Here is a 23,312-nt window from a genome sequence, read left to right on the forward strand (position 1 = left end):
GATCTGTCCTTAAGCGACATAAGTTAGGTTAAATAAAACCCCATTGGTATAAAGGTGATTGAGAGTTAATCCTGAGTTCATGGTCTGCCCCAAAGCGCGACCCAGTTCACTTTTCCCCCAATCAGCAAACTCATAGCCAACGCCTATCTGCCAGTGGTCATTGAGCGCTTTTTGCACGCCAGCGCCTAAGGTGTAGGTAAAAGCGGTTTTCGTGTGGTTTGTAAAATTAGGATTGGGCAATGCTTCGAAAATCAACGGTGTATTAGTAAACTCATGAGCACGATTAAACCCAACGCCTACACTTGCGCTCACCCAGGGCATGAACCAATACCCTTTATCAAGCAACAGTTTGCCTTTCACCGCTAGGCGAGTGTTTCGTACTTTATATTGGTAGCTGTAATTATCAAATTGAGGGTCGGCATCATCCCATATCACGCCTTGAAGTTTGGCATTACCGGTAGTGGCGACTGCCAGACCCAATTGCCCCAGCCATTGGGAAGTCAACGATTTTTGTAGGCCTACAAACAGCTCGCCAGAAGCGAGAGCATTCGTGGATTTTCTCGCCGCATACGTCTTTTCAATGTCTGGCGCCAAATAAAAAGTCTGTGTCTCACCACCACGAGCCCAAACCGGGCCTGCGGCTATTGAGCCAACCCAGGTCCAGTCTTTGGAGCCCATAATAGGACCCATGGTGCCCGCAAAGGCTGTACTTCCCAACACACCGGCTGTTGCAACAGAAAGAAATAAACGATACTTCATGAGCACTCCTTGCAAAATAAAAATGCCAATTCTGAATAGAATGAAGACTCTCCTTAATAGGGATCCCCGGGCAACACATTGAATAACATGCTAAATCTACAAAAAAAATTTAAAATAAACAAAGAAATTTGAAAAAAAAATAATTTTTATTTGTTTTTTCCTCAGATAGATTCTATTCTGTAAATTACCTGAATAAGAATTCAACAGTTCGTAGCCTTTAAATACATTGCATTTAGAAATATTTATTTCAGGATAGATATGTGGCTTGGATGCCGTAGAAGAAAATTAATAGTGAGTGGCATAGGAGTCCATATGTTAGAGTTACTAGTTATCAAGGAAATTAACTCTAAGGGAGTTTCAGTTTGTCTTAAACCTCGTTTAGCCGAAGTAATAACCCCTACATTAACCAACGAAATTCGAAATTTACAGAACTCTATAGTAGACAAATATCTCTCTTCTCCCTGGGAAGGGTACTTTTATGTCATTTGGTATTCGCATAGAGGCCATGGTCATTGTGGGAGAGGTTTGGATTTTAATTTTATATTAAGCACTATTTTAAGTGGAAAGGAAGTCGCTTTCGAAACTTATATTAAAAATTTGTTTGATTTATTATTTTTAAATTACATAGGATTAGGTCTTCCTGTTGTTAATTGTTCAATTATAGATAGAGATATCAGAGGGATCTCTCAAGAGTTTTTTTTCTTAAACCAGATAAATTTTATTAAAAATGCGACTCAAACTTCAGTTGAAGACAAAATTTTATCTGTAAATCTACAGGATATTTCAAATCGCCAAGTCTTTCCAAAATTTTTATATGAAAATAATCGCTTCTATAGGTTTTCAAACATCAATTTAAAGGCAATGCGAAGACTAATAGCTAATACAGAAATGCCATCTTTGGATGAAGCTCTAATTGAAAGAATAAAACTTATTTTTGATGAGATAAAAAATGAAACAATTAGTGAAATTTATAACTTAGCTTCCACGAATTTAAAGCTTTTACAGCGGATTGCACAAATGCAAATGAGCCATTTATCAGCGCCTGTAAGTAATGATTTATAGCCTTGTGTGTAAGTAGCGGCAAAGAGTTCGGTGGTGTTCCGATAACACACCACACTTAACCCCAAGTGATGAAAAATTATCTGAAATCCTTCCTAGTCAATCAATTTTGGTGGTTGGCTTCTGTCCCTCTCCTTCGGTAACAGATAATTTGAGGCAATTCGGTCCTTGGTGATGGAACTTTCATTTAATTTTAATTTAATAATTATGTCATATAATAAAATAACCTGCTCTCATTAGAGAAAAACCATAAACCTGGTTGTTATTGATATTATGCCACACGAAGAAGCGACAACAATTAAAAAGACAAAGGCCCAAGTTGACTTTACCACACGTGAAAGTGACGATGGTTTGGGTATTGAGGATGGTACAGAGTTTAGCACCTGGTACCATAATGATGATGCGCAAAGAATAGTATGGGCTTTATATCAAGAGGTTCCTGAAGAAAAAAAAGAACATTTTCTTAAGCCTTATGTTTTTTTTGATACAGGAGGAGCAATTTCTCTAGACCGTTTGATGACTGCAGCTAAAGCCTGGCTACTTAATTCTGACAAACGTTATTTTCCTTTTATCATTAAACCTGAGTTAGGCGGTGCTCATTATATGGCTGGTATTCTTCGCCGGGAAAAGGACTCCGAGGTTACTTTGTTACTCTTTAATCCAATAGGGTATCCTGATGAAGCTGCAAAGGAACGGGCAAGAAAACGTTTCGAGCTATCCAGCATCAACGAAGTTGGTGGAATGAGGTTGATTACATCTCCGCATCAGATCCAAAGTCTTAAGAAAGATGGTAATGAAAAACTCGTTTCATGTGGTCCAATAAGTATTGAATTCATTAAGTATGCCATTAACAATCCCGACTGGATAGATAGAGTTGATGAGACGTTTGAACTGCCGGCATATCTGTTGCAGTATGCATTGGATTCAGAGACTGACTATCAACGTCGCATTGTAGAAGTAAGAAAAGCACATTACCATGCGTTGGGAAAAATACCGGACTCTATGCTTAAAAAAATAGAAAATGCTGGCGCAAAAGTCACTGATTTTCTTCTTACATTTCCAGAGAATTCTGCATCAACTGTTGAAGAGAAGGGTTCTACGTCAACTGTTGAAGTGAAGAGTTCTACAAAAAGTAATCAAGAGATGAAAGGAGATTTAAAGGTTGATGAACGCTATTTTGAGCAGCTATCTTCAGACGATAACACTGAAGAGGATAAAATAGAACCTTCAGAGAATGAAGCACTTGAAGAAGATGAAGCACTTGAAGAAGATGAAGCACTTGAAGAATATGAGGCACTTGAAGAATATAAAGTATTGGAGGATGAACAAGAAGATGAATTGAAATCGCAATTTTTAGTTGAAAGTTTAACCTCAAGTATTAAAGCGGAGTTAATCAATCACAGTACCTCTTCTCCCCAAAATAGAAGCATTGATGTCAGTTCACCTGTCCCCGTTAACCCAAGTCATGTAAGAGATGCCAAAGGTATTGAAACTGTTGAAAATGAAATCGAACGCCTAAGAGCTTTGCGAGGTTTTTTTAGTATAGGGGCTAGCAGTAAAGCAGATAAAATTAAGCAAGCTTTAAACGCTGCCAAATCCTCAATGATTGAGGATGTTCGTAAGGATAAAAAGGTTCGCGATGCTCTTGCTGAACATCGTTTATTTGGCTTTTTTGGCTTGAAGAAGGCCAATGCCCTGAGACATATTGATGAGGCTTTGGAAGCGGAAAAAGATAATAAACTACAGTAACCTTTGCACGATTTAAGTGGTTCTTGCTGTAAGATTAAAGAGGTGCCACTATTTGCTTATACTAAATAGCATTAGCTACTTAATTCAGGACAAGAATGTCATTTTTGCAGCGACTAAAGAAATTTTATAAAGCTTCCTCAGAAAATAAAACTCAAATTCATGTCTTTCTCGGATTTGTTATTATTCCTGTAGTTGGCATGTTATTGTTGTATCTTTACGTGAACATTTTTTGGCTATAGGTGCTTTACAGGTTAATTTGGATACCGCGGATAAAACCGCGGCATTGGCATTAGTAGAAGGTGTTTAGTCTTCGTCTTCCCAGCTTAATGTTCCACCAGCTTGATATTCAATCACTCTGGTTTCAAAGAAATTCTTTTCTTTTTTCAGATCCATCATTTCACTCATCCAGGGGAAGGGATTTTCTGCACCCGGATATTGTTCAGCTAAGCCAATTTGGCTAAGGCGACGATTAGCAATAAAGTGGAGATATTCTTCAAACATCTCGGCATTCATACCCAAAATACCATGGGGCATTGTATCTCTGGCATATTGATATTCCAATTCAACGCCTTCTTTAATGAGCTGAATCATTTCCTCTTTGAATGCAGGAGTCCATAACTGCGGATTTTCAATTTTAATTTGGTTAATGACATCAATGCCAAAATTCATATGCATGGATTCGTCTCGCAATATGTATTGGAATTGCTCAGAAGTGCCTACCATTTTATTACGTCTACCCATGGATAAAATTTGAGTAAATCCGACATAGAAGAAAATACCTTCAAAAACGACATAAAAAGCAATTAGATCGCGTAGCAGGCGTTGATCAGCCTCTAAAGTTCCGGTATGGAAATTAGGATCACCCAAACTTTGCGTGAAAGGTAAGGCCCAGGATGCCTTTTTTGCTACAGAGGGAATTTCCCGATACATGTTAAAGACTGCAGCCTCATCCAGGCCTAAGCTCTCAATAATATATTGATAGGCATGGGTATGTAAGGCTTCCTCAAAGGCTTGACGCAGTAAGTATTGGCGGCATTCCGGATTGGTAATATGACGGTAAACTGCCAGTACTAGGTTATTAGCGACCAGGGAATCAGCGGTTGAAAAGAAGCCTAAATTACGTAAGATAATCAAGCGTTCATCTGCAGTTAATCCGTTGGGATCTTTCCATAAAGCAACATCTGCACTCATATTAATTTCATTTGGCATCCAATGATTAGCACAGGCGGCCAAATATTTATCCCACGCCCATTTATATTTAAAAGGAACCAGCTGATTTAAATCCGCCCGGCAATTAATGATTTGTTTATCATCAACGTGAATACGGCCAGCTCCCATCTCAAGTAATTCCAGACCAGTAGCACCCATTGGTTTGGGTGCTGTTGCAATCGATTCTAGATTTGACATTCAATTCTCCTCTTATTGGCAGGCTTCGCAATCGGGATCCAGAATAGAACAAACTTTAGGTGCTTCTTCTATTTTTACCGCATTGAGTGCCCCATCAGTAATTGTTGACTTTTCAGCATTACTAGCCCCCATACTACGCAGGTAATAGGTGGTTTTTAAACCACGTATCCATGCCAGTTTGTAGAGCTGGTCAAGCTTTTTCCCTGAGGGTTTTGCCATATAAATATTTAATGATTGCGCTTGATCAATCCATTTCTGCCTTCTGGAGGCGGCTTCAACCAACCAGGTGGGGTCAAGTTCAAACGCGGTGGCATAGCGTGCCTTTAATTCATCCGGGATGCGACTGATGGGTTGTACACTACCATTGAAGTACTTTAAATCATTAACCATTACCTCATCCCAAAGATTCAGTGCCTTTAAATCAGCAACCAGGTAGGGATTAATCACTGTGAATTCACCGGACAAGTTTGATTTCACATAGAGGTTTTGATAAGTCGGCTCAATGGATTGTGAAACACCACAGATGTTGGAAATAGTTGCTGTAGGGGCAATTGCCATTACATTGGAATTACGCATACCCTGAGTACGCACTTTAACACGCAAACTTTCCCAGTCAAGTCGTTGTGAACGGTCTTGTTCAAGGTATTTATTGCGAGTCTGTTGCAACAAGTTAATGGAATCAATGGGGAGAATACCTTTGCTCCATAATGATCCTTCATAACTGGAATAATTGCCACGCTCTTTTGCCAACTCACAAGACGCTTCAATGGCAAAATAACTGATTAACTCCATTGAGGTGTCTGCAAAATCAATGGCTTCCTGAGACGCATAATTAATTTTTAACTCATACAATGCATCCTGAAAGCCCATTAAACCTAATCCAATTGGACGATGTTGCAAATTGGAATGGCGTGCTTGAGGCACAGAGTAATAATTAATATCAATCACATTATCCAGCATACGCACGGCAGTAGTAATGGTGCGTCTGAGTTTTTCTCTATCCAGTTCACCATTAATGATATGGGCTGGAAGATTAATACTGCCTAAGTTACAAACAGCAATTTCTTCTTGAGAGGTGTTCAGAGTAATCTCTGTACATAAATTGGAACTATGAATAACGCCAGCATGTTGTTGTGGTGAACGCAAGTTACAGGGATCTTTAAAGGTTAACCAGGGATGCCCTGTTTCAAATAACATGGAAAGCATTTTGCGCCATAATTTAACCGCTGAAAGGATTTTCACATTTCTGATTTCACCACGACGAGCTTTTTCCTCACATCGGACATACAATGTTTCAAATGCCCTGCCATATTCATCATGTAACTCAGGTACTTCATCTGGAGAAAATAAAGTCCATTCTCCCTCTTCATGCACGCGTTTCATAAATAAATCAGGAATCCAAAGCGCTGTATTCATGTCATGCGTACGACGTCTGTCATCACCTGTATTTTTGCGTAATTCAAGAAACTCTTCGACGTCGCGATGCCAGCATTCCAAATAAGCACAGACAGCCCCCTTACGCTTTCCTCCCTGATTGACTGCAACGGCTGTTGCATCAGCAACATTCAAAAAAGGAACAACACCTTGTGATTTGCCATTGGTCCCCTTAATATGTGCTCCCATGGCTCTAACAGGTGTCCAATCGTTACCAAGACCTCCTGCAAATTTTGAAAGCAAGGCATTATCTTTAATCGCACTGTAAATACCATCTAAATCATCCGGTACGGTTGTTAAATAACAACTTGATAATTGCGGTCTTACGGTACCTGAATTAAAAAGGGTAGGGGTAGATGACATATAATCAAAGGAAGATAACAGTAAATAAAACTCGATGGCTTTTTCAGTCTTGTATTCTTCACGAATGGCCAGTCCCATTGCAACGCGCATGAAAAATGCCTGGGGCAATTCGTAGCGAACGCCATTCTCATGAAGGAAATAGCGGTCATAAAGTGTTTGCAAGCTTAAATAAGTAAATTGCATGTCACGTTGAGGTAGTAACGCTTTGCCCAGTGCGTCTAAATCAAATTCACTCAGCCGATGATCCAGAAGGCCCTGATTAATTCCCTGGGCAATATAGGCTTTGAAATAAATTGGATAAAGTGCTGTCATTTCATCAAACGTAGCTTCAGCTTGCATTTCCAATTTATTAAGCGCTTCTGTTCTTAAACTATCCAATAATAAGCGAGCACTAACATAGGTATAATTAGGCTCTCTCTCTACCAGGGTACGAGCAGCCATAATCAATGCTTTATGCACATCTTCCAGTTTGGCTTGATTATAAAGATTTCGCAAAGCATCTTTAATAACAGGTTCAGCTTTGACATTTTCCAGTTCTCGACAGGCTTCTTCGACAATGGTCGTCACGCGCGCCAGATCTAAAGGCTTGAGTTCGCCATTTGGCATGGTAATTAATGGGACTTTAGCATCACGTGCCTGCTCTTTTAAGGCAACTTCACGAGCTCTACGATGTTCTTCGCGATAAAGGACATAGGCACGAGCAACTTCATAGTGGCTGCTTCTCATTAATGCAAGCTCAACCTGATCCTGAATGTCTTCAATGTGAACTGCTCCACCACTCGGTAAACGGCGTTTAAAGGCTTGAGTAACCTGTTGTGTTATCTCATTAACCTGCTGATGAATGCGATTAGAGGCAGCAGCGTTACTACCCTCAACAGCAATAAATGCCTTGGTGATGGCAACTTTAATTTTATTATCGTCATATTGAACGACTTTACCGTTGCGTTTAATGGTTTTTAATAAACCTGGAGCATTGGCAGTCAATTCCAATTGACTTATTTGCGGCACATCTTTTACCGGCTCAAGAATTTCAGACATGTTTTCTCCACGGAAGGTGTTGTGTAGTAGACCTTGTCAGTTTCTAATCCTTGAAACTAACGGAGTCCCTTATTAAAAATATAGAATAATTTATCCTAAAGCACAACCCTAAAAACACAATATCTGGTTGTTTTATAAAGCGCAGTAAACTATATATTGTGTTTTTCAAAAAAGGTCAAGAGAATAAAGTGGGTATAAGCTGTGGATAAAATGTTAATGTTTAAATTTCAGCCAAAGAGCTGTTTTCTCTTCAATCAAAATGAATATAGTAAGCTAAAATTATATAACTATTAACACTCATGAGCGACCAAATATTAACTCATGTAAGAAGGGGTTAATGTATCATTTTTGTCGAACTGTTTTACTTGTTGTTTTATGGTTTTCCTTATTAGCTGCTTTTTATTCCTTTTTTTCCTATCTCTGTTATGCAGGGCTTTGCGGTGGAGCAGTCGCAGAAGAGATAAGTCGTAATCCGCTGTACGTTAAAATTTTGGGTTATTACACTTGGTTATATCCTCTAATTGTTTTTGGAGCTTTGTATTTATCAAGACGCAGGCGACAGGCGGAAGATGCTGTTGGTTCATTAACTATCCTGCTTGTTCCTTTAATAAGTCTTCTCCCACTAATTTATATATATTTCCAGGTGGAAAAAATAAGTAACAACTATGCAAAGCAGCAGGATGCTTACTATACTGCCCACCCGACTGATTTTGTTTGTGCTCCAGGAAAATTTATTCGACGGGATAATTCACATTTTTATTATTTTTCAGGTATCGCAGGTTCCTGGTCAGTGACTTATTTTGATAACTATGAAGAAATGGTGACTTTCCTGGAGAATAATGAGCTCAATATTCTACACTGCAAAAATCAGAAAGGAATTTCACTTTATTCTCTAGGCAAATCATATTTTATCTAAATTATAACCAACAAGGCGTCATCCTTTGCAAATCAAAGGATGCAATTCAGATTAAAGCTCTACTTGCCTGATGCTCTAAGCAGACATAAAGGTAAGAAAATAACCGATGGAAATTATTACCTGCTCTTTGGCAAAAAAATTGCTTTTAAAAGCAAATAAAACGAATAAAAATGGCTATGGTCTCCTCTCCTTCGTTACATCGCATTGTGATTCCAGGGTTACTGGGAAATGTACTTGAATGGTATGATTTTGCTCTATATGGCTATTTTGCATCTACATTGACCCCTTTGTTTTTTCCTGCTCAAAATAAAACGCTTGCATTAATTCTAACATTTACTGTTTTTGCGATAGGTTTCCTAATGCGACCATTGGGAGCTATTGTATTTGGTTATATAGGGGATCGTTTGGGGCGAAAGCATGCGTTGTCTTACGCCATCCTATTGATGGCTATCCCAACCACTCTGATTGGATTATTACCTGATTATTCACAAATTGGTATTATTGCTCCAAGTTTGCTTATTGTTTGTCGATTGTTGCAAGGATTAGCTGTAGGTGGAGAGTTTACGGGTTCAATGGTTTATTTGCTGGAACATACACCCACCGCAAAGCAAGGTTTTTATGGTTCATTAGCGATGGCGTCCGCTTTTGGCGGGTTATTATTAGGTTCGGCAGCAGCCACAATTGTAGAATTATTTGCGGTAGCCTGGGCTTGGCGTATTCCTTTTTTGCTGAGCATTACTTTAGGGGCCCTGGGTTTATATCTTCGTTTGCATATGCCTGAGTCCCCTGTTTTTGAAACGCTTAAAAAAAAGCACCCCTTAACAGTAAATCCATTAAAGGAGGTAGTGAGCAAGCATTTTTCATTAATGTTAAAAGCGATGGCCTTGGTTATTTTACCCTCAACGGGCTTTTATCTGTCATTCTTATATTTAACAACCTATCTTAATCATTTTCTTGCTGTTGCTTTACCTCATGCCATGCTTATTAACACGCTTACCTTATTTTTACTTATGCTGGCTTGCCCGGCAGTGGGAGTGTTAGCTGATAAAATTGGTAAGTGGCGAATTTTAATAACAGGTGCAGCATTTTTTATTTTCTTGTCAATTCCCTTATACCTTCTTTTGCAAGAAAAAAGCCTTATGGCTATTTTTATTTGTCAAATAGCATTTGCCTGCATGGTGGCTTTGAGCTATTCACCTATTCCAGCTGTATTACTGGAATTATTCCCCGTTGCTTTTCGTTATACCGGTTTATCACTCTCTTATAATTTGGCCAATGCATTATTTGGTGGTACAAGTGCTGCTGTTGCAACATCATTAATTCATGTCACAGGAATTTTGTTCATGCCTGCCGTCTATCTTATTTTTATTGCTACAGTTACTTTTGTAACATTATTAAAATTTAAACAGTTATCCGCGGTGAGCGTTCACTAGTTATCCGTCATATAATTCGAATGGCGGGGTTTGACTATAATAGCGTCACTTACATTCGAAAAGCCATGCACTTCTAATTGAAAGGAGGGAAGTTGAGCCTTTAATTGACTTGAACTCCCTCCATCCAAATTCAGTGCATTCTGGCAATTTAATGGCGGAGCTTTCATCAACTGAGCTAATTCAGTTGTTGAGAGAGGGAGATTGTCAGTCACCAGAATAATAATGCGACCATCATGGGTAATTCCTAATGCTGAGCGTTCTGCTCTACCAGGTTTTAGTGGTGGAATGCGACTGTTAATTAGTAATCTTGGCCCACTCTGAATTGCAAAATCAACTGAATTATTAGAACGAAATTGATAAACATTCGTTAAATAGGCCTTTTGATTTTTAATAAAAAAGATGCCCCACCAACTGATGTTCTTAAGAGGGGATGTTTGACGCTTATTGTCAATTCTCAATCCCAATGGCTTATAATCATTATCAAAAAAGCCGCCATTAATAGTAATTAGAGCGTTGGTGTGTTGTGCGTACTCATTCACTGAGGCATGTTCTCGTGATAAATCAGCAGCAGTAACTACTGAGAGGCGGTTTTCTTTTAAATTGATACGAAAGGCATGAATATGTGACCAGGGTGTTAAAAGATTACCATCAAGATCTTGATATTCAATACCTGGCGCCAATTTGCGCCATCCTTCAGCATTTAAATCCTGACTGGCAAAAACAAATAAGATGAACAGGGAAATGAATTGAAAGGTTCGAGTTAGCCATTTTGCTGAAGTAATGGTTTGCCTGGACATATTAATCTTGTATCCTTGTTAACAACTTTTTATAGCGGCGGAACCACCATGCGAACATTACCGGAAAATAGCAATAGAGTATCAGGTAAGTCAACCAGCAATTTGTCAGAATTAATGCACGAAGTGCTTGACAGAGCCAAAGCTCATGGCGCTACTGACGCCATGGTATCGGTGAATCACGACAGTGGATTCTCAGTTGATGTACGCATGGGTGAAGTAGAAACAGTTGCCTTTAATGAGGATAAGGGAATAAGTCTTATTGTGTATATAGGAAAGCGCAAAGGGGCTGCCAGTAGTACCGATACGTCTGCTCAAGCATTAGACTCTTTAGTCACGGCTGCGTGTGAAATTGCAAAAGTAAGTGCGGAAGATCCTTGCTTTGGATTAGCTGATCGTGAATTGATGACCACTGAATTTCCTGATTTGGACTTATATCATCCCTGGACAATTACCCCTTCTGAAGCAATTGAAATGGCCTTGGCATGTGAAAATAAGGCGCTTTCTCTGGATAAACGCATTCGCAACTCTGATGGTGTTAATTTATCGACGCATGCCTTTTGTCATGGATTTGCAAATACTCAGGGAGGGGAAGGCATTATTCGCAGTACTCGTCATGGTGTTAGCTGTTCTTTGATTGCTAAAGAAGCAGAAGCGATGCAACGGGATTATGAGTACACTACAGCAAGATATGCTGAGGGTTTGCAATCTTTAGAGCAAATTGCAAAAACAGCGGTTGAACGAGCAACAAGCCGCTTGGGAGCAAAACAGTTAAAGACACAAAAAATGCCTGTATTATTTTCTTCTCGCATTTCCAGTGGCCTTTTTTCCAGTTTTATCAATGCCATTAGTGGCGGAAATCTTTATCGAAAAAATTCCTTCTTGTTAGATTCAATTGGCAAGCAAATTTTTCCTACGGGTTTTACGATTTATGAGCAGCCTCATCTTTTAAGAGGCCTGGGTAGTTCTCCATTTGATGGGGAAGGTGTACCCACAAGAAATAATGTTTTTATTGAAAATGGCATACTGCAGCAATATGTCCTGGGGAGTTATTCGGCACGTCGATTAGGTTTACAAACCACGGCAAACAGTGGCGGCGTTCATAATCTAACAGTGGATGCCACAGCTGGCGACTTGCAGGATTTATTAAAGAGAATGGATAGAGGTCTTTTAGTGACGGAGCTTATGGGACAGGGGGTTAATGGTCTAACTGGTGATTATTCAAGAGGCGCTTCAGGATTTTTGGTGGAAAATGGAATCATTCAGTGTCCCGTTGAGGAAATAACGATTGCAGGTAATCTTAAAGAGATGTTTAAAGCCATTGTAGCAGTTGGTACAGACATTAATCCTAATTACGCCACTCGCTGCGGTTCAGTGCTAATTGAAGAAATGATGGTGGCTGGAGAGTAGCGTTTGCTGTGCTGGCACTACAAGCTCCGTATGCATCATCAACTGCCACAAGTTCGCAATAGAAGGGCAGGTTACCCGCTTACAAATCTTGCGAAGTTTTCCAGTGTAGAGTCCAACTAATTTTAGAGATAGGTAACTATGTTAGGCCTTGACCTAACATAAGGTTCTATAAGAATTAATTTTTATCGCGGAAGATAATTCGGCCTTTAGTGAGATCATAAGGGGTTAATTCTACCTTGACTTTATCACCGGTTAATATGCGAATGTAATTCTTGCGCATACGTCCTGAGATATGCGCGGTTACAATATGGCCATTTTCAAGCTCTACACGAAACATCGTGTTGGGTAGAGTATCAACGACGGTACCAAGCATCTCAATATGATCTTCTTTTGCCATGGGTCTCCCACTGAATGTGTTACAATTAAAGGCGCAAATAGTGCACTAAATTAAGAAAAATGGCAATGAGTTTACCAATTTTCACGAGATAACCGCAATAATATTCATTTGGGGGCGATTAAAGTATGTTTTCCTGCTAATCGCGCGCCATCCATTCGTCAATACTATTCGTCCATTGGCCTTTGCAAGTAGGATGTTCCAGTGTTTTTTGCAGCAAACCAAGAAAGTGGCGACGACTGATAGTTATTGCTCCTAAACTTTGCAAATGAGCTGTCGGTAATTGACAATCGATAAAATCGAATTGCCAATTTTGCAAGGTCTGACAGAGATAATACATGGCTAATTTTGAGCTGTCACGCGTTCGATGAAACATTGATTCACCAAAAAAAGCACGACCCAGGCTAAGGCCGTATAAACCACCCACTAGCGTATTTTCATTCCATATTTCAAAAGAATGCGCATAGCCCATCGTATGCAGGGTGATATAGGCTTGTTGCATTTCATTTGTAATCCAGGTTCTATTAATTCTATCTTTACTGGATGCACAGGCATTGATTACTTCGGAGAAAGCTGTATCAACAGTAAAGCGATGCGATTTTTTTAAGGATTGTTTTAAACTCCGAGACAGCTTAAAGGATGCTGGTCTTAAAATTAAGCGTGGATCAGGAGACCACCAAAGTGGAAGTTGCCCTGACTCAAACCAGGGAAAAATACCTTGGCGATAGGCTTCTAATAAACGTTGGGGAGATAAATCACCACCAACTGCAAGTAGCCCTTGTTTATCACTGTTTTCAGGATTGGGAAATTCAAAACTATTGTTGGTCAACAGGATTACAGGAGCAATCGTTATTTCTCCAGCATATCCAAATATTTTTCTGCATCCAAAGCAGCCATGCAGCCAAATCCTGCAGAGGTGATTGCTTGGCGATACACATGATCGGCTACGTCACCGCATGCAAAGACTCCAGGTACCGTGGTTGATGTTGCCATACCATCCAGGCCTGAGCGAATAATAATATAGCCATCTTTCATAACCAATTGCTCTTTGAAAATGGCTGTGTTCGGATCATGACCTATGGCAATAAATACTCCATCAAATTTTAATTCTTGTTGAATATCATTAGTAACATTCTTAACCCGAACGCCAGTAACCTTCATGTCATCACCCAATACTTCTTCTAAAGTATGATGCCAAAGCAGTTTGATATTTCCTGTGCGTGCTTTTTCAAATAGTTTATCTTGCAGAATTTTTTCAGCTCGAAGCGTATCACGACGATGAATAAGGGTGACTGATGCAGCTATGTTTGACAGGTAAAGGGCCTCTTCTACCGCTGTGTTACCTCCACCTATAACGCAGACTTCTTTATTGCGATAAAAAAATCCGTCACAAGTGGCACAGGCTGAGACACCGCGGCCTTGATAGGCTTTTTCAGACTCAAGCCCCAAATAACGTGCAGAAGCACCTGTGGCAATGATTAAAGCATCACAAGTATAAATTTTATTGTCACCTTCCAACCTAAAAGGACGTTGTTGTAAATCAGCTTTTACGATATGGTCGAACACAATTTTTGTTTCAAAGCGCTCTGCATGTTTTTGCATACGTTCCATCAATGCAGGGCCTTGCAAGCCTTCAATATCACCTGGCCAGTTATCCACATCTGTCGTTGTCGTTAATTGTCCTCCAGGTTGCATGCCAGTAATTAGGACGGGATTTAAATTTGCACGAGCAGCGTATACTGCGGCGGTATAACCAGCAGGGCCTGAACCAAGAATTATGAGGCGATGGTGATTGCTTTCACTTATCATATCTGCCTTTCCAAATATTATGTTAAGATGGCAAATAGTATGACAAAATAACAAACAAAGAAATACCTATGACAAAACAACAATCGAATAATCACACCGGTAGCCGTAAGCAGGCCTTGCCGCATTTTTTAACCAGAAGATTAAGCGAAGGTGGTTTTATTCTGGTAGCAACCTTTGCTTTATTTGTTTTACTTTCTTTAAGTACTTATGATTTAAGTGATCCAAACTGGTCACAGGTAAGTAAGAGTAATACTGAGATCAGTAATGCCGGTGGACAGGTGGGGGCTTATATAGCGGATGCGCTTTATCTTGTTTTTGGTTATTTCTCTTTCTGCATTCCGCTGGTATTCGCTTATATTGCCTGGATAGTTTTAAAAGATTACCGAGCTTTCCACACAATTAACAGACCCGCTATGCTACTGCGCAGTAGTGGTTTTATTTTTATGATGCTGGGGGGGGGGCTCTTGCAAGTTTGAATCCAGAATTAGCACTCGATGCCAAACACAGTGCAGGAGGGGTGCTGGGTGCCTTTATTGCTGATGGATTTGATTATGCACTGGGTACACAAGGCGCAGCGTTACTTTTATTGGCTATTTTTCTAACAGGAGTGACTTTATTGACAGGTCTTTCCTGGATTTATGCAATCGAGTTAGTTGGTGAGTATACTACCATCGCGGTTAACCGCTTTATTGCCAGTGCATTGGCTGCCACACGTGTTATAAGAGCTCGACTTAAGCAGATCAATGCTAAACAGGAGAAAGAGACGCCTGTTACAAAGCCAGAACGTAAACTGCTGACCAGGAAAAAAGAAAAAATCGATGCTACACCGGTTGTCATGCCTTCCCTGGAACCTTTATCTGTCGCAAACGCTCCTTCTGTCTTGCCCGCTTTATCACTGACGCCAACTCCACCTCTTGTAAAAATTAAAGAGCCTGCACGTCCTGTCAACAAGCCGGCTCAATTTAGCCAGTTCAGTGGTAGTCTCCCCTCATTAAGTTTGCTCGATAAAGGGCAGCAGGGAAAAAACATGGGAGGATATACGCATCAGGAGTTGGAGAATTTATCGCGTGAAGTAGAACAACATCTCCTGGATTTTGGTATTCAGGCTGATGTGGTGGCTGTACATCCCGGACCAGTAATCACCCGTTTTGAGCTGCAACTTGCAGCCGGTATTAAAGTTAGTAAATTATCTGCGCTGGCGAAAGATTTGGCGCGCTCCCTTTCTGTGATTAGTGTGCGCGTGGTTGAAGTAATTCCAGGCAAAACAGTAGTAGGGCTTGAGTTACCGAACCAACATCGAGATGTAGTGCGCCTGTCTGAAGTACTATCGGCTGATGTCTATCAACAAGCACATTCACCCTTAACATTGGCCTTAGGTGTTGATATTGCTGGACATCCAATGGTCGTTGATCTAGCAAAAATGCCACATTTATTAGTGGCTGGAACGACAGGTTCGGGTAAATCAGTGGGCATTAATGCCATGATTTTAAGCCTATTGTTTAAATCAACACCAGAGCAGGTGCGTTTAATCATGGTGGATCCCAAAATGCTTGAGTTATCTGTTTATGATGGGATTCCGCATTTGTTGACTCCTGTCGTTACAGATATGAAAGAAGCAGCAAGTGCCTTGCGTTGGTGTGTGGGTGAAATGGAGCGTCGCTATCGCTTGATGGCGGCTTTGGGTGTGCGTAATTTGGCGGGATTTAATACTAAATTAGCCGAAGCCGAGGCAAAAGGAGAGCCACTTACTGATCCTCTATGGAAACCAGGAAATTCCATGGAAGAAACTGCTCCAATTTTACAGGCGTTGCCCTACATTGTCGTCATCATTGATGAATTGGCGGATATGATGATGGTGGTAGGCAAGAAAGTCGAACAATTGATTGCTCGTATTGCTCAAAAAGCACGGGCTGCCGGCATTCATTTAATATTAGCAACCCAAAGACCTTCTGTGGATGTGTTAACCGGGTTAATTAAATCAAATATTCCAACACGAATGTCGTTTCAGGTCTCTTCGAAAATAGATTCCCGTACCATTCTTGATCAACAAGGTGCAGAGCAATTATTGGGACATGGGGATATGTTGTATTTGGCACCAGGTAGTGGCGCGCCATTGCGCGTTCATGGTGCTTTTGTAGATGATAAGGAGGTTCACCGTATCGCTGATGATTGGAGAGCTCGTGGTGAACCTGAATACATCGACGAAATTACCCAGATTAATGAGACTTCTGAAGGTGGTTTTGCAGAAGAAGGTCAAGATACCGAAGAGGCTGATCCACTTTATGATCAAGCGGTTGAATTTGTTATTCAAACGCGAAAAGCCAGTATTTCATCTGTACAACGTCGTTTTAAAATTGGCTATAACCGCGCTGCAAGATTAGTAGAAGAAATGGAGCGCACCGGCATTGTAGGGCCATTGGATGGAGGCTTCAGAGATGTCCTGGTCTCTACTATAACTGAGGATTAATCATGAAAAAAATAGTTTCTCTGGGATTATTGCTACTCCTGAATATCAATGCATTTAGTGATTCAGCAGAAAATTTGCAAAACAAGTTAAATACCATTCGTAGTTTGACTGCCACCTTTAGTCAGGTAGTAAAATCTAAAGAAAGAGAACTTTCCTCGTCTTCAGGGAAAATGGCACTTGAGCGACCGGGGCGATTTCGTTGGGAAACCAAAGATCCCATGGAGCAATTAGTAATAGCTGATGGCGAGCAGTTATGGGTTTATGATGTTGATTTAGAACAAGTCACAGTAAAAAAACAGGAAAAGGGGGTCGGCGGTACAGCTGCTTTATTCTTAAGCGGATATGATGATACCGTTGCGCGTGATTTTGATGTGACTGAGTCGACTAAAGGAAAGAAACAGTTATTCGATTTACACTCAAAATCAAACAAGGCCAACTTTCAACGTGTTAAACTGATTTTTGTTGGTGACGTTTTAAGCGGCATTGAAATGTATGACCAATTAGGACAACACACTATCGTTCATTTGAAAAATGTAAAGACTAATCCTAAACTTGGCGCAAACCTGTTTAAATTTAAACCACCAAAAGGAACTGATGTGGTACAACAATGAGTTATAAAAATTATGCAACCCAAAGCTCCGCTTGCTGAATTATTAAGACCCACACACTGGGATGAAGTTATCGGTCAAGAGCATTTATTAGGTCCAGGCAAACCTCTGAGAGTAGCCTTCGATTCGGGAGTTCCCCATTCAATGATTCTATGGGGGCCTCCTGGTGTGGGTAAAACTACTTTGGCAAGATTAAGTGCCAAGGCATTTGACTGTGAGTGGATTGCCTTGTCTGCTGTTTTCTCTGGTGTTAAGGATATCCGTGCGGCTATTGATGAAGCGAAGCATTATCTCGAACAAAATCGCCGCACTATCCTGTTTATTGATGAAATTCATCGTTTTAATAAATCACAACAAGATGCACTATTGCCATTCACTGAATCAGGCTTAATAACTATTATTGGTGCTACGACTGAAAATCCATCCTTTGAAGTGATTTCAGCCCTTTTATCCCGCTCACAAGTTTATGTATTAAAACCGCTATCTGTTGCCAATTTACGTGAATTACTGGAGCGTGCCAAACATAGAGTATTCTCGCAACTTCATTTCACTGAAGAAGCAATTGCCAGTTTAATTGATTACGCGGACGGAGATGCACGTAGACTCTTAAATTTGCTTGAACAAGTAAATACCGCAGCTCAAAATCAGGATACTACGAAAATTACTGTGGAGCTTATTCAAAATGCCTTAAGTCCAGCTAATCGGCGTTTTGATAAGGGAGGAGAGAATTTTTATGATCAAATTTCCGCACTGCATAAATCAGTTCGCGGATCTCATCCTGATGCAGCGCTTTATTGGTTGTGTCGTATGTTCGATGGTGGGGTAGATCCCTTGTATTTGGCCCGGCGTATTATCCGCATGGCTTGGGAGGATATTGGATTGGCCGACCTGCGAGCAATGCAGGTGGTTAATGACGCTGCTGCAACTTATGAGCGTCTGGGGTCTCCTGAAGGAGAGCTGGCCTTAGCCCAGGCTGTTATTTACCTGGCCATTGCCCCTAAAAGTAATGCCGGCTACAACGCGTTTAACGACGCCATGGCTTTTGTAAAAAAGGATAGGTCGCGAGAAGTTCCTCTTCATCTTCGCAATGCGCCAACCCGGCTAATGAAACAGCTTGGTTATGGTCATGAGTATCGTTATGCGCATAATGAACCACATGCTTATGCAGCCGGTGAAACTTATCTTCCGGAAGGTATGAACGAACCCGGATGGTACAAACCTGTTTCTAGAGGCTTGGAAGTAAAAATTGCGGAAAAATTAGCTTTTTTAAAAACATTGGATAAAGAGGCAACCAAAAAATAGTGAGAGTTTTAATATAAAGAGATGCATGTTTTTGATGTTTGAACGTATCGCGGAAAAGCGCGCAGCATTGATGCGAAATTTAGAAATAATTAGATGTTTCAAAGGGGAATTGAGATGCAATCAGCCATTACTGCAATAGGGACTGCCAATCCTCCTTATAAACGTTCCCAACAAGAGATTGCGACACTGATTTGCGAAGGATTTAATTTAACAATTGCTCAAAAAAGGCTGGTAAAAACAATTTACAAAGCATCAGGGATTAAACAACGACACAGTGTGCTTAGTGATTACTGCAAATCTTGTGGAGAATTTGATTTTTTTCCCAATACTGCGGATGCAGCATTACCAACAACTGCAAAGCGGATGCAGATTTTCAAAGAGCATGCCTTGGGATTGGCTCTACAAGCCATCGATAATTGCCTGTTAACCCTGCCAAATTTTAACAGGCAAGAAATAACCCATCTGATTACCGTGAGTTGCACAGGGATGTATGCACCTGGTCTGGATATAGAGCTTGTTCAGCATTTAAGACTACAACCTACCCTCAAACGAACAGCAATCAATTTTATGGGATGTTATGGTGCTTTTAACGGGATGAGAGTTGCTGACACAATTTGCCGCGCTGATTCTTGTGCGAATGTATTGGTCGTTTGTGTAGAATTATGTACTATTCATTTTCAACGGGAACAGTCTGTTGAAAATATCATTTCAAATGCGATTTTTGCTGATGGGGCTGCTGCTGTACTCATTCAAGGAAAACACCGTCAACCAATCCATTTGAGTCTTGCATCATTTCATTGTGATTTGGTTCCCCAAACAAACCAACAAATGGCATGGCAGATTGCAGATTACGGGTTTGACATTGTATTAAGTGCTTATGTATCTGAGACCATTAAATCGGGCATTAGTAAATTTACTTCGCATCTTTTGCAGACGGTCAATTGGACATTCGATGATATTGACTATTATGCCATTCATCCTGGAGGTCTTAAGATTTTACAAGCCTGTGAAGAGGCACTGAATATCTCTCAAGAAAAAAATAGATATTCTTATGAGGTATTAAATCAGTTCGGCAATATGTCTTCAGCAACTGTTCTTTTTGTCCTAAAAAGTATTTGGAGTAACTTGAAAAAACAAGACCATGGCAGGAATATATTTAGCTGTGCGTTTGGGCCAGGTCTAACTTTAGAATCAATGTTGTTAACAATAAATTACTCCTAAATTGCTTAAAGAAAAGAACGGCCTTCTGCACAGAATAATTAGCATCGCGTCATTGCTTCGCTTAGCTCGCAACACATAAAAAATTTGTCCTGTGTAAAGACAGCTGCCTTTATTAAAGGCAGCTAAAGCAATAAGGTTACACAGGAACGGAAGTGTGGGATGATTCTTCTGTAGATTCTCTCGAAAAAATCTGCCCAACGGCTCTAAAGCTATTTTTAATCGCAAAAGCAATTCCTTGTAAAATATCGAAAAAGTTGCCTTGCTTGTAACCATAGATTTTGAAATAAAGCTTATTTTCTTCTTGATTAAGTTCATGATCAAAAAGTCTTATATGGTCTTTCACTTGGCTGGCATGAACTACATAATGCTCTTCAATTTTATCATCAATGAAATCCCGTAAGTGTTGCGCGCTGGTTACTGGAGCCAGGGCGGTGATCATTGCATTGAGAACTTCATCATTTTTAAAGGCTTCTATACGGTGATTGTCAACATTTCCCAAGGTCCAGGTGCAGCACATTGCTAAATTTTCAAGTGCACTGGTGTATTCGGCATAAGCCGCTTTACGTTGCCCTAGCTGATAAGCTCCATAAGCAAAGCATCCGGCAGCAAAAAAACCAACCGGAAGAATAAACGAGAGTCCCCAGGCAAAAGTACCTAAAGAAATACTGGCTGCAATTTTGGTATCCAGGGATTGTAAAGCCCGTAACTTTCCTGCAAGCAGACTGGTAGCTTCTTTTATTAATGTGGTATGCCCTAAATCTTTGGGATTAAAGGTAACATGTTTGGCGATATGACTTGATAAGATAGAGTGGTGCTCAAAGAGCTTTTTAGAGGGGTTGGTATAAAAAGATGTAAAACTCATAGATTAACTCCTGTTAAAAAGAGGAGATACTTTAGTGCCTATTTTGTTCATAGACAACATTTTTTGTGATTATTGAAGATATTATTATAAAACAATGTATATCATAGGCTTTATAGTTAGTTAGAAAGCAATTTTATAAACTGGACTTAGCTGCTCTAACTATCCTTCGTCTTTTGATAAACAGTACACCATTTACGGTAGAGAACAGTGAACATGGGCGGCAAAAGGGAAATAATAATGATACCGTAAATAACAAACGTAAAATTATTTTTTACTAAGGGAAGTCCGCCAACAAAATATCCAAGTCCTGTCAGACTACCTATCCAAAGTGCTGCACTGGCCAGATTATAGAGAAAGAATTGGTAATGATTCATATAAGCTATTCCTGCAACAAAGGGAGCGAAAGTACGAATGATGGGAATAAATCGAGCCATAATAATTGTTTTTCCACCATGCTTTTCATAGAAGCTATGGGTTTTCTGTAAGTGTTTCTTATTGAGAAAACGCGCACTATCGCTGGAAAATGCTTGCGGTCCTACTTTTCTGCCAATGAAGTAATTAAGTTGGTTACCTGTGATAGACGCTAAAACCAATAGAACAAACAATAGAAAAATATTTAAGGATGAGTTGGATTGAGCGGCTATGCTACCACTTGCAAAAAGTAAGGAATCTCCTGGAAGAAAAGGTAATATAACCAAGCCTGTTTCGCAAAAAATAATGGTAAATAACACCAGATAAGTCCAGATTCCATAAGTAGAAACAAAAGAAAAGAGATAAGAGTCAATATGTAAAATATAATTCAACAAGGGGTGTAATTGTTCCATTTTTTATTTCTTTATACTGTAATCAGGCGAAGTACATTTTGAGTAATTATGACGACAGGGCCTGAAAATTGCAAAATAATTAATCCATTCACCTAGAGCAAATCATACTTTAAAGCTGATGAATTGTGACGTAGACATTCAATGACCTGAATTTAGTTGAGAGTTTTTCTGATAATCAAGAATTATAGTTATGAATTGAATTCTTTTTTGCCGCGGCTGCCTTATCCACGATTTCCTGACCTAATGAAACTTGAGACTACATGTTTTCAAATGCTTTGACAATTATTAGTGACAAGATGTAACCCCAAGTTACCTGTAAATGAAAAATCTAGACAAGACTAAAATAAAGACCTAAAATAAGACCGTAATAAATTTATTAAGGTCTTATCATGCAAACTTTATTTGCCACACAAGTAGCGAGTATTAGTGAATTAAAAAAGAACCCCACTAAGCTCATTAATGATGCTCATGGGAAACCTGTTGCTATTCTTAACCACAATACAGCGGCAGCATATCTAATTCCTGTTGAAACATTTGAAAAACTAATGGATTTGGTTGATGAGAATGAACTATATAAAATAGTAGAGCAGCGTTTGTCTGCACGGTTTACCTCAATAAAGGTAAATATTGATGATTTATGAGCTTCATTTTCATCCTTTAGCTCTAAAAGAATGGAAAAAGCTGGGGAAAAACCTTCAAGAAGAGTTCAAGAAAGTGTTAAAAGGCCCTTTAGAAAATCCACATGTGGCTTCGGCTGGCTTAAGAGGAGCTTTGAAAAATTGCTATAAAATAAAATTACGTCAATCTGGTTATCGTTTGGTGTATCAGGTTAATGATAATAAATTGATCGTAACCGTCATAGCGGTGGGGAAAAGAAACAAAAATGTTGTCTATGATGATGCGGATAACCGACAAGAAGACAATAAATTAGATAAATCATCTTGGCAGAATCTCGCGCCAAGTGCGACAGATGAATAAAATATCATCAGTTGCATGAGGAGCGGTAAATTGGGAGTAAGGTATAAACATCTGAGCGAATTGGATCGTGTATTTCTTCAGATAATGCTAGAGAAAGGCTATTCAAAAGTTAAGATAGCGCAGATATTGAAGATTCACCGGTCAACGATTATTTACTATTAAGAACTTAAAGAAAGCAATACGGTCTATTACTTTTGATCAAGGCATGGAATTTCAAAAATTTGAATGGATTAAAGATTGTTTGGAGACTGACATTTATTTTTGTCATCCAGCCTCTCCTTATGAAAAGGGCGCAATTGAAAATGGTAATGGGATTATTCGTGTTGAATTACCACGACATGTTAATATTGATGTATTAAAGGAAAAAGAGGTGAGGCGCATTGCTGAAGAGATAAACAATAGGCCATTAAAATGTTTAGACTATCAAACTCCCGCAGAGCGATTTGCAGAATATTTACAAGACATCAATTGATGGACAAGGTAAG

The 23,312-nt window shown here is 39.7% G+C and carries 23 protein-coding genes; 14 read left to right on the top strand and 9 right to left on the bottom strand.

From position 1 onward, the window contains the following. Window positions 1-9: 9 nt before the first annotated feature. Complete coding sequence (locus tag clem_RS04075) at window positions 10-759, bottom strand: outer membrane protein (protein WP_094090452.1); 750 nt, start codon at window positions 757-759, stop codon at window positions 10-12. Window positions 760-1,071: 312 nt separating this feature from the next. Between clem_RS04075 and clem_RS04080 the strand changes: the two genes are divergently transcribed. Next, a complete protein-coding gene (locus clem_RS04080) occupies window positions 1,072-1,821 on the top strand; it encodes a hypothetical protein (protein ID WP_094090453.1) in 750 nt (249 codons plus the stop codon). 270 nt (window positions 1,822-2,091) lie between these two features. Further along, a complete protein-coding gene (locus tag clem_RS04085; protein WP_094090454.1) occupies window positions 2,092-3,567 on the top strand; it encodes a hypothetical protein in 1,476 nt (491 codons plus the stop codon). A 303-nt stretch (window positions 3,568-3,870) separates the two neighbouring features. Here the strand turns inward: clem_RS04085 and clem_RS04090 are convergent, their stop codons facing one another. Beyond that, window positions 3,871-4,974 (bottom strand): ribonucleotide-diphosphate reductase subunit beta, encoded by a 1,104-nt coding sequence (locus clem_RS04090; protein ID WP_094090455.1) that lies wholly within the window; start codon window positions 4,972-4,974, stop codon window positions 3,871-3,873. A 12-nt stretch (window positions 4,975-4,986) separates the two neighbouring features. Next, on the bottom strand, window positions 4,987-7,809 hold the full coding sequence (locus tag clem_RS04095) for a ribonucleoside-diphosphate reductase subunit alpha (protein ID WP_094090456.1): 2,823 nt from the start codon (window positions 7,807-7,809) through the stop codon (window positions 4,987-4,989). Between the two features lie 337 nt (window positions 7,810-8,146). Between clem_RS04095 and clem_RS04100 the strand changes: the two genes are divergently transcribed. Beyond that, complete coding sequence (locus clem_RS04100) at window positions 8,147-8,725, top strand: hypothetical protein (RefSeq protein WP_094090457.1); 579 nt, start codon at window positions 8,147-8,149, stop codon at window positions 8,723-8,725. A gap of 170 nt (window positions 8,726-8,895) precedes the next feature. Then, complete coding sequence (locus clem_RS04105) at window positions 8,896-10,158, top strand: MFS transporter (RefSeq protein WP_094090458.1); 1,263 nt, start codon at window positions 8,896-8,898, stop codon at window positions 10,156-10,158. Here clem_RS04105 and clem_RS04110 read toward each other — a convergent pair. Next, window positions 10,155-10,955: a phosphodiester glycosidase family protein gene (locus clem_RS04110; protein WP_094090459.1), complete on the bottom strand. Its 801-nt coding sequence runs from the start codon at window positions 10,953-10,955 to the stop codon at window positions 10,155-10,157. The two genes, clem_RS04105 and clem_RS04110, sit on opposite strands and share 4 nt — an antisense overlap. Before the next feature lie 48 nt (window positions 10,956-11,003). On the opposite strand from clem_RS04110, the gene pmbA reads away from it, so the two are divergent. After that, window positions 11,004-12,362, top strand: a complete 1,359-nt coding sequence (gene pmbA, locus clem_RS04115) for a metalloprotease PmbA (protein WP_094090460.1) — start codon at window positions 11,004-11,006, stop codon at window positions 12,360-12,362. A 175-nt stretch (window positions 12,363-12,537) separates the two neighbouring features. Here the strand turns inward: pmbA and infA are convergent, their stop codons facing one another. The 3 genes from infA to trxB all read right to left on the bottom strand — a co-directional run bounded on the left by infA (window position 12,538) and on the right by trxB (window position 14,565). Continuing rightward, window positions 12,538-12,759: a translation initiation factor IF-1 gene (gene infA / locus clem_RS04120; RefSeq protein ID WP_094090461.1), complete on the bottom strand. Its 222-nt coding sequence runs from the start codon at window positions 12,757-12,759 to the stop codon at window positions 12,538-12,540. A gap of 136 nt (window positions 12,760-12,895) precedes the next feature. Continuing rightward, window positions 12,896-13,588 carry a leucyl/phenylalanyl-tRNA--protein transferase gene (gene aat / locus clem_RS04125; protein WP_094090462.1) on the bottom strand — a complete coding sequence of 231 codons (693 nt, stop codon included), beginning with the start codon at window positions 13,586-13,588 and terminating at the stop codon, window positions 12,896-12,898. Between the two features lie 17 nt (window positions 13,589-13,605). After that, on the bottom strand, window positions 13,606-14,565 hold the full coding sequence (gene trxB / locus clem_RS04130; RefSeq protein WP_408606876.1) for a thioredoxin-disulfide reductase: 960 nt from the start codon (window positions 14,563-14,565) through the stop codon (window positions 13,606-13,608). A gap of 68 nt (window positions 14,566-14,633) precedes the next feature. On the opposite strand from trxB, the gene clem_RS15390 reads away from it, so the two are divergent. From clem_RS15390 to clem_RS04150, 5 genes are all read left to right on the top strand, one after another. Further along, window positions 14,634-15,041, top strand: coding sequence for a DNA translocase FtsK 4TM domain-containing protein (locus clem_RS15390; protein WP_157698173.1), 408 nt, complete (start codon window positions 14,634-14,636; stop codon window positions 15,039-15,041). Beyond that, window positions 15,038-17,032, top strand: a complete 1,995-nt coding sequence (locus clem_RS04135) for an FtsK/SpoIIIE family DNA translocase (RefSeq protein ID WP_157698174.1) — start codon at window positions 15,038-15,040, stop codon at window positions 17,030-17,032. Before clem_RS15390 ends, clem_RS04135 begins: the two co-directional genes overlap by 4 nt. 2 nt (window positions 17,033-17,034) lie before the next feature. Next, window positions 17,035-17,643: an outer membrane lipoprotein chaperone LolA gene (lolA, locus tag clem_RS04140; protein WP_094090463.1), complete on the top strand. Its 609-nt coding sequence runs from the start codon at window positions 17,035-17,037 to the stop codon at window positions 17,641-17,643. A gap of 12 nt (window positions 17,644-17,655) precedes the next feature. Continuing rightward, window positions 17,656-18,942: a replication-associated recombination protein A gene (locus clem_RS04145; protein ID WP_094090464.1), complete on the top strand. Its 1,287-nt coding sequence runs from the start codon at window positions 17,656-17,658 to the stop codon at window positions 18,940-18,942. 114 nt (window positions 18,943-19,056) lie between these two features. After that, a complete protein-coding gene (locus tag clem_RS04150) occupies window positions 19,057-20,163 on the top strand; it encodes a type III polyketide synthase (protein ID WP_094090465.1) in 1,107 nt (368 codons plus the stop codon). Between the two features lie 136 nt (window positions 20,164-20,299). Here clem_RS04150 and clem_RS04155 read toward each other — a convergent pair whose 3' ends face one another. Both clem_RS04155 and clem_RS04160 read right to left on the bottom strand, forming a co-directional pair. Beyond that, complete coding sequence (locus tag clem_RS04155; protein ID WP_094090466.1) at window positions 20,300-21,025, bottom strand: hypothetical protein; 726 nt, start codon at window positions 21,023-21,025, stop codon at window positions 20,300-20,302. 155 nt (window positions 21,026-21,180) lie between these two features. Continuing rightward, window positions 21,181-21,849, bottom strand: a complete 669-nt coding sequence (locus clem_RS04160; RefSeq protein WP_094090467.1) for a DedA family protein — start codon at window positions 21,847-21,849, stop codon at window positions 21,181-21,183. Between the two features lie 389 nt (window positions 21,850-22,238). Between clem_RS04160 and clem_RS04165 the strand changes: the two genes are divergently transcribed. From clem_RS04165 to clem_RS04180, 4 genes are all read left to right on the top strand, one after another. Further along, a complete protein-coding gene (locus clem_RS04165) occupies window positions 22,239-22,490 on the top strand; it encodes a type II toxin-antitoxin system Phd/YefM family antitoxin (RefSeq protein ID WP_094090468.1) in 252 nt (83 codons plus the stop codon). Beyond that, window positions 22,480-22,827, top strand: coding sequence for a type II toxin-antitoxin system RelE family toxin (locus clem_RS04170; protein ID WP_094090469.1), 348 nt, complete (start codon window positions 22,480-22,482; stop codon window positions 22,825-22,827). Before clem_RS04165 ends, clem_RS04170 begins: the two co-directional genes overlap by 11 nt. Window positions 22,828-22,911: 84 nt before the next feature. Then, a complete protein-coding gene (locus clem_RS15395) occupies window positions 22,912-22,989 on the top strand; it encodes a hypothetical protein (RefSeq protein WP_408606888.1) in 78 nt (25 codons plus the stop codon). A gap of 43 nt (window positions 22,990-23,032) precedes the next feature. Continuing rightward, window positions 23,033-23,299 (top strand): hypothetical protein, encoded by a 267-nt coding sequence (locus tag clem_RS04180; RefSeq protein ID WP_094089730.1) that lies wholly within the window; start codon window positions 23,033-23,035, stop codon window positions 23,297-23,299. Window positions 23,300-23,312 lie beyond the last annotated feature (13 nt).

This window comes from Legionella clemsonensis (assembly GCF_002240035.1).
Lineage (GTDB): Bacteria > Pseudomonadota > Gammaproteobacteria > Legionellales > Legionellaceae > Tatlockia > Tatlockia clemsonensis.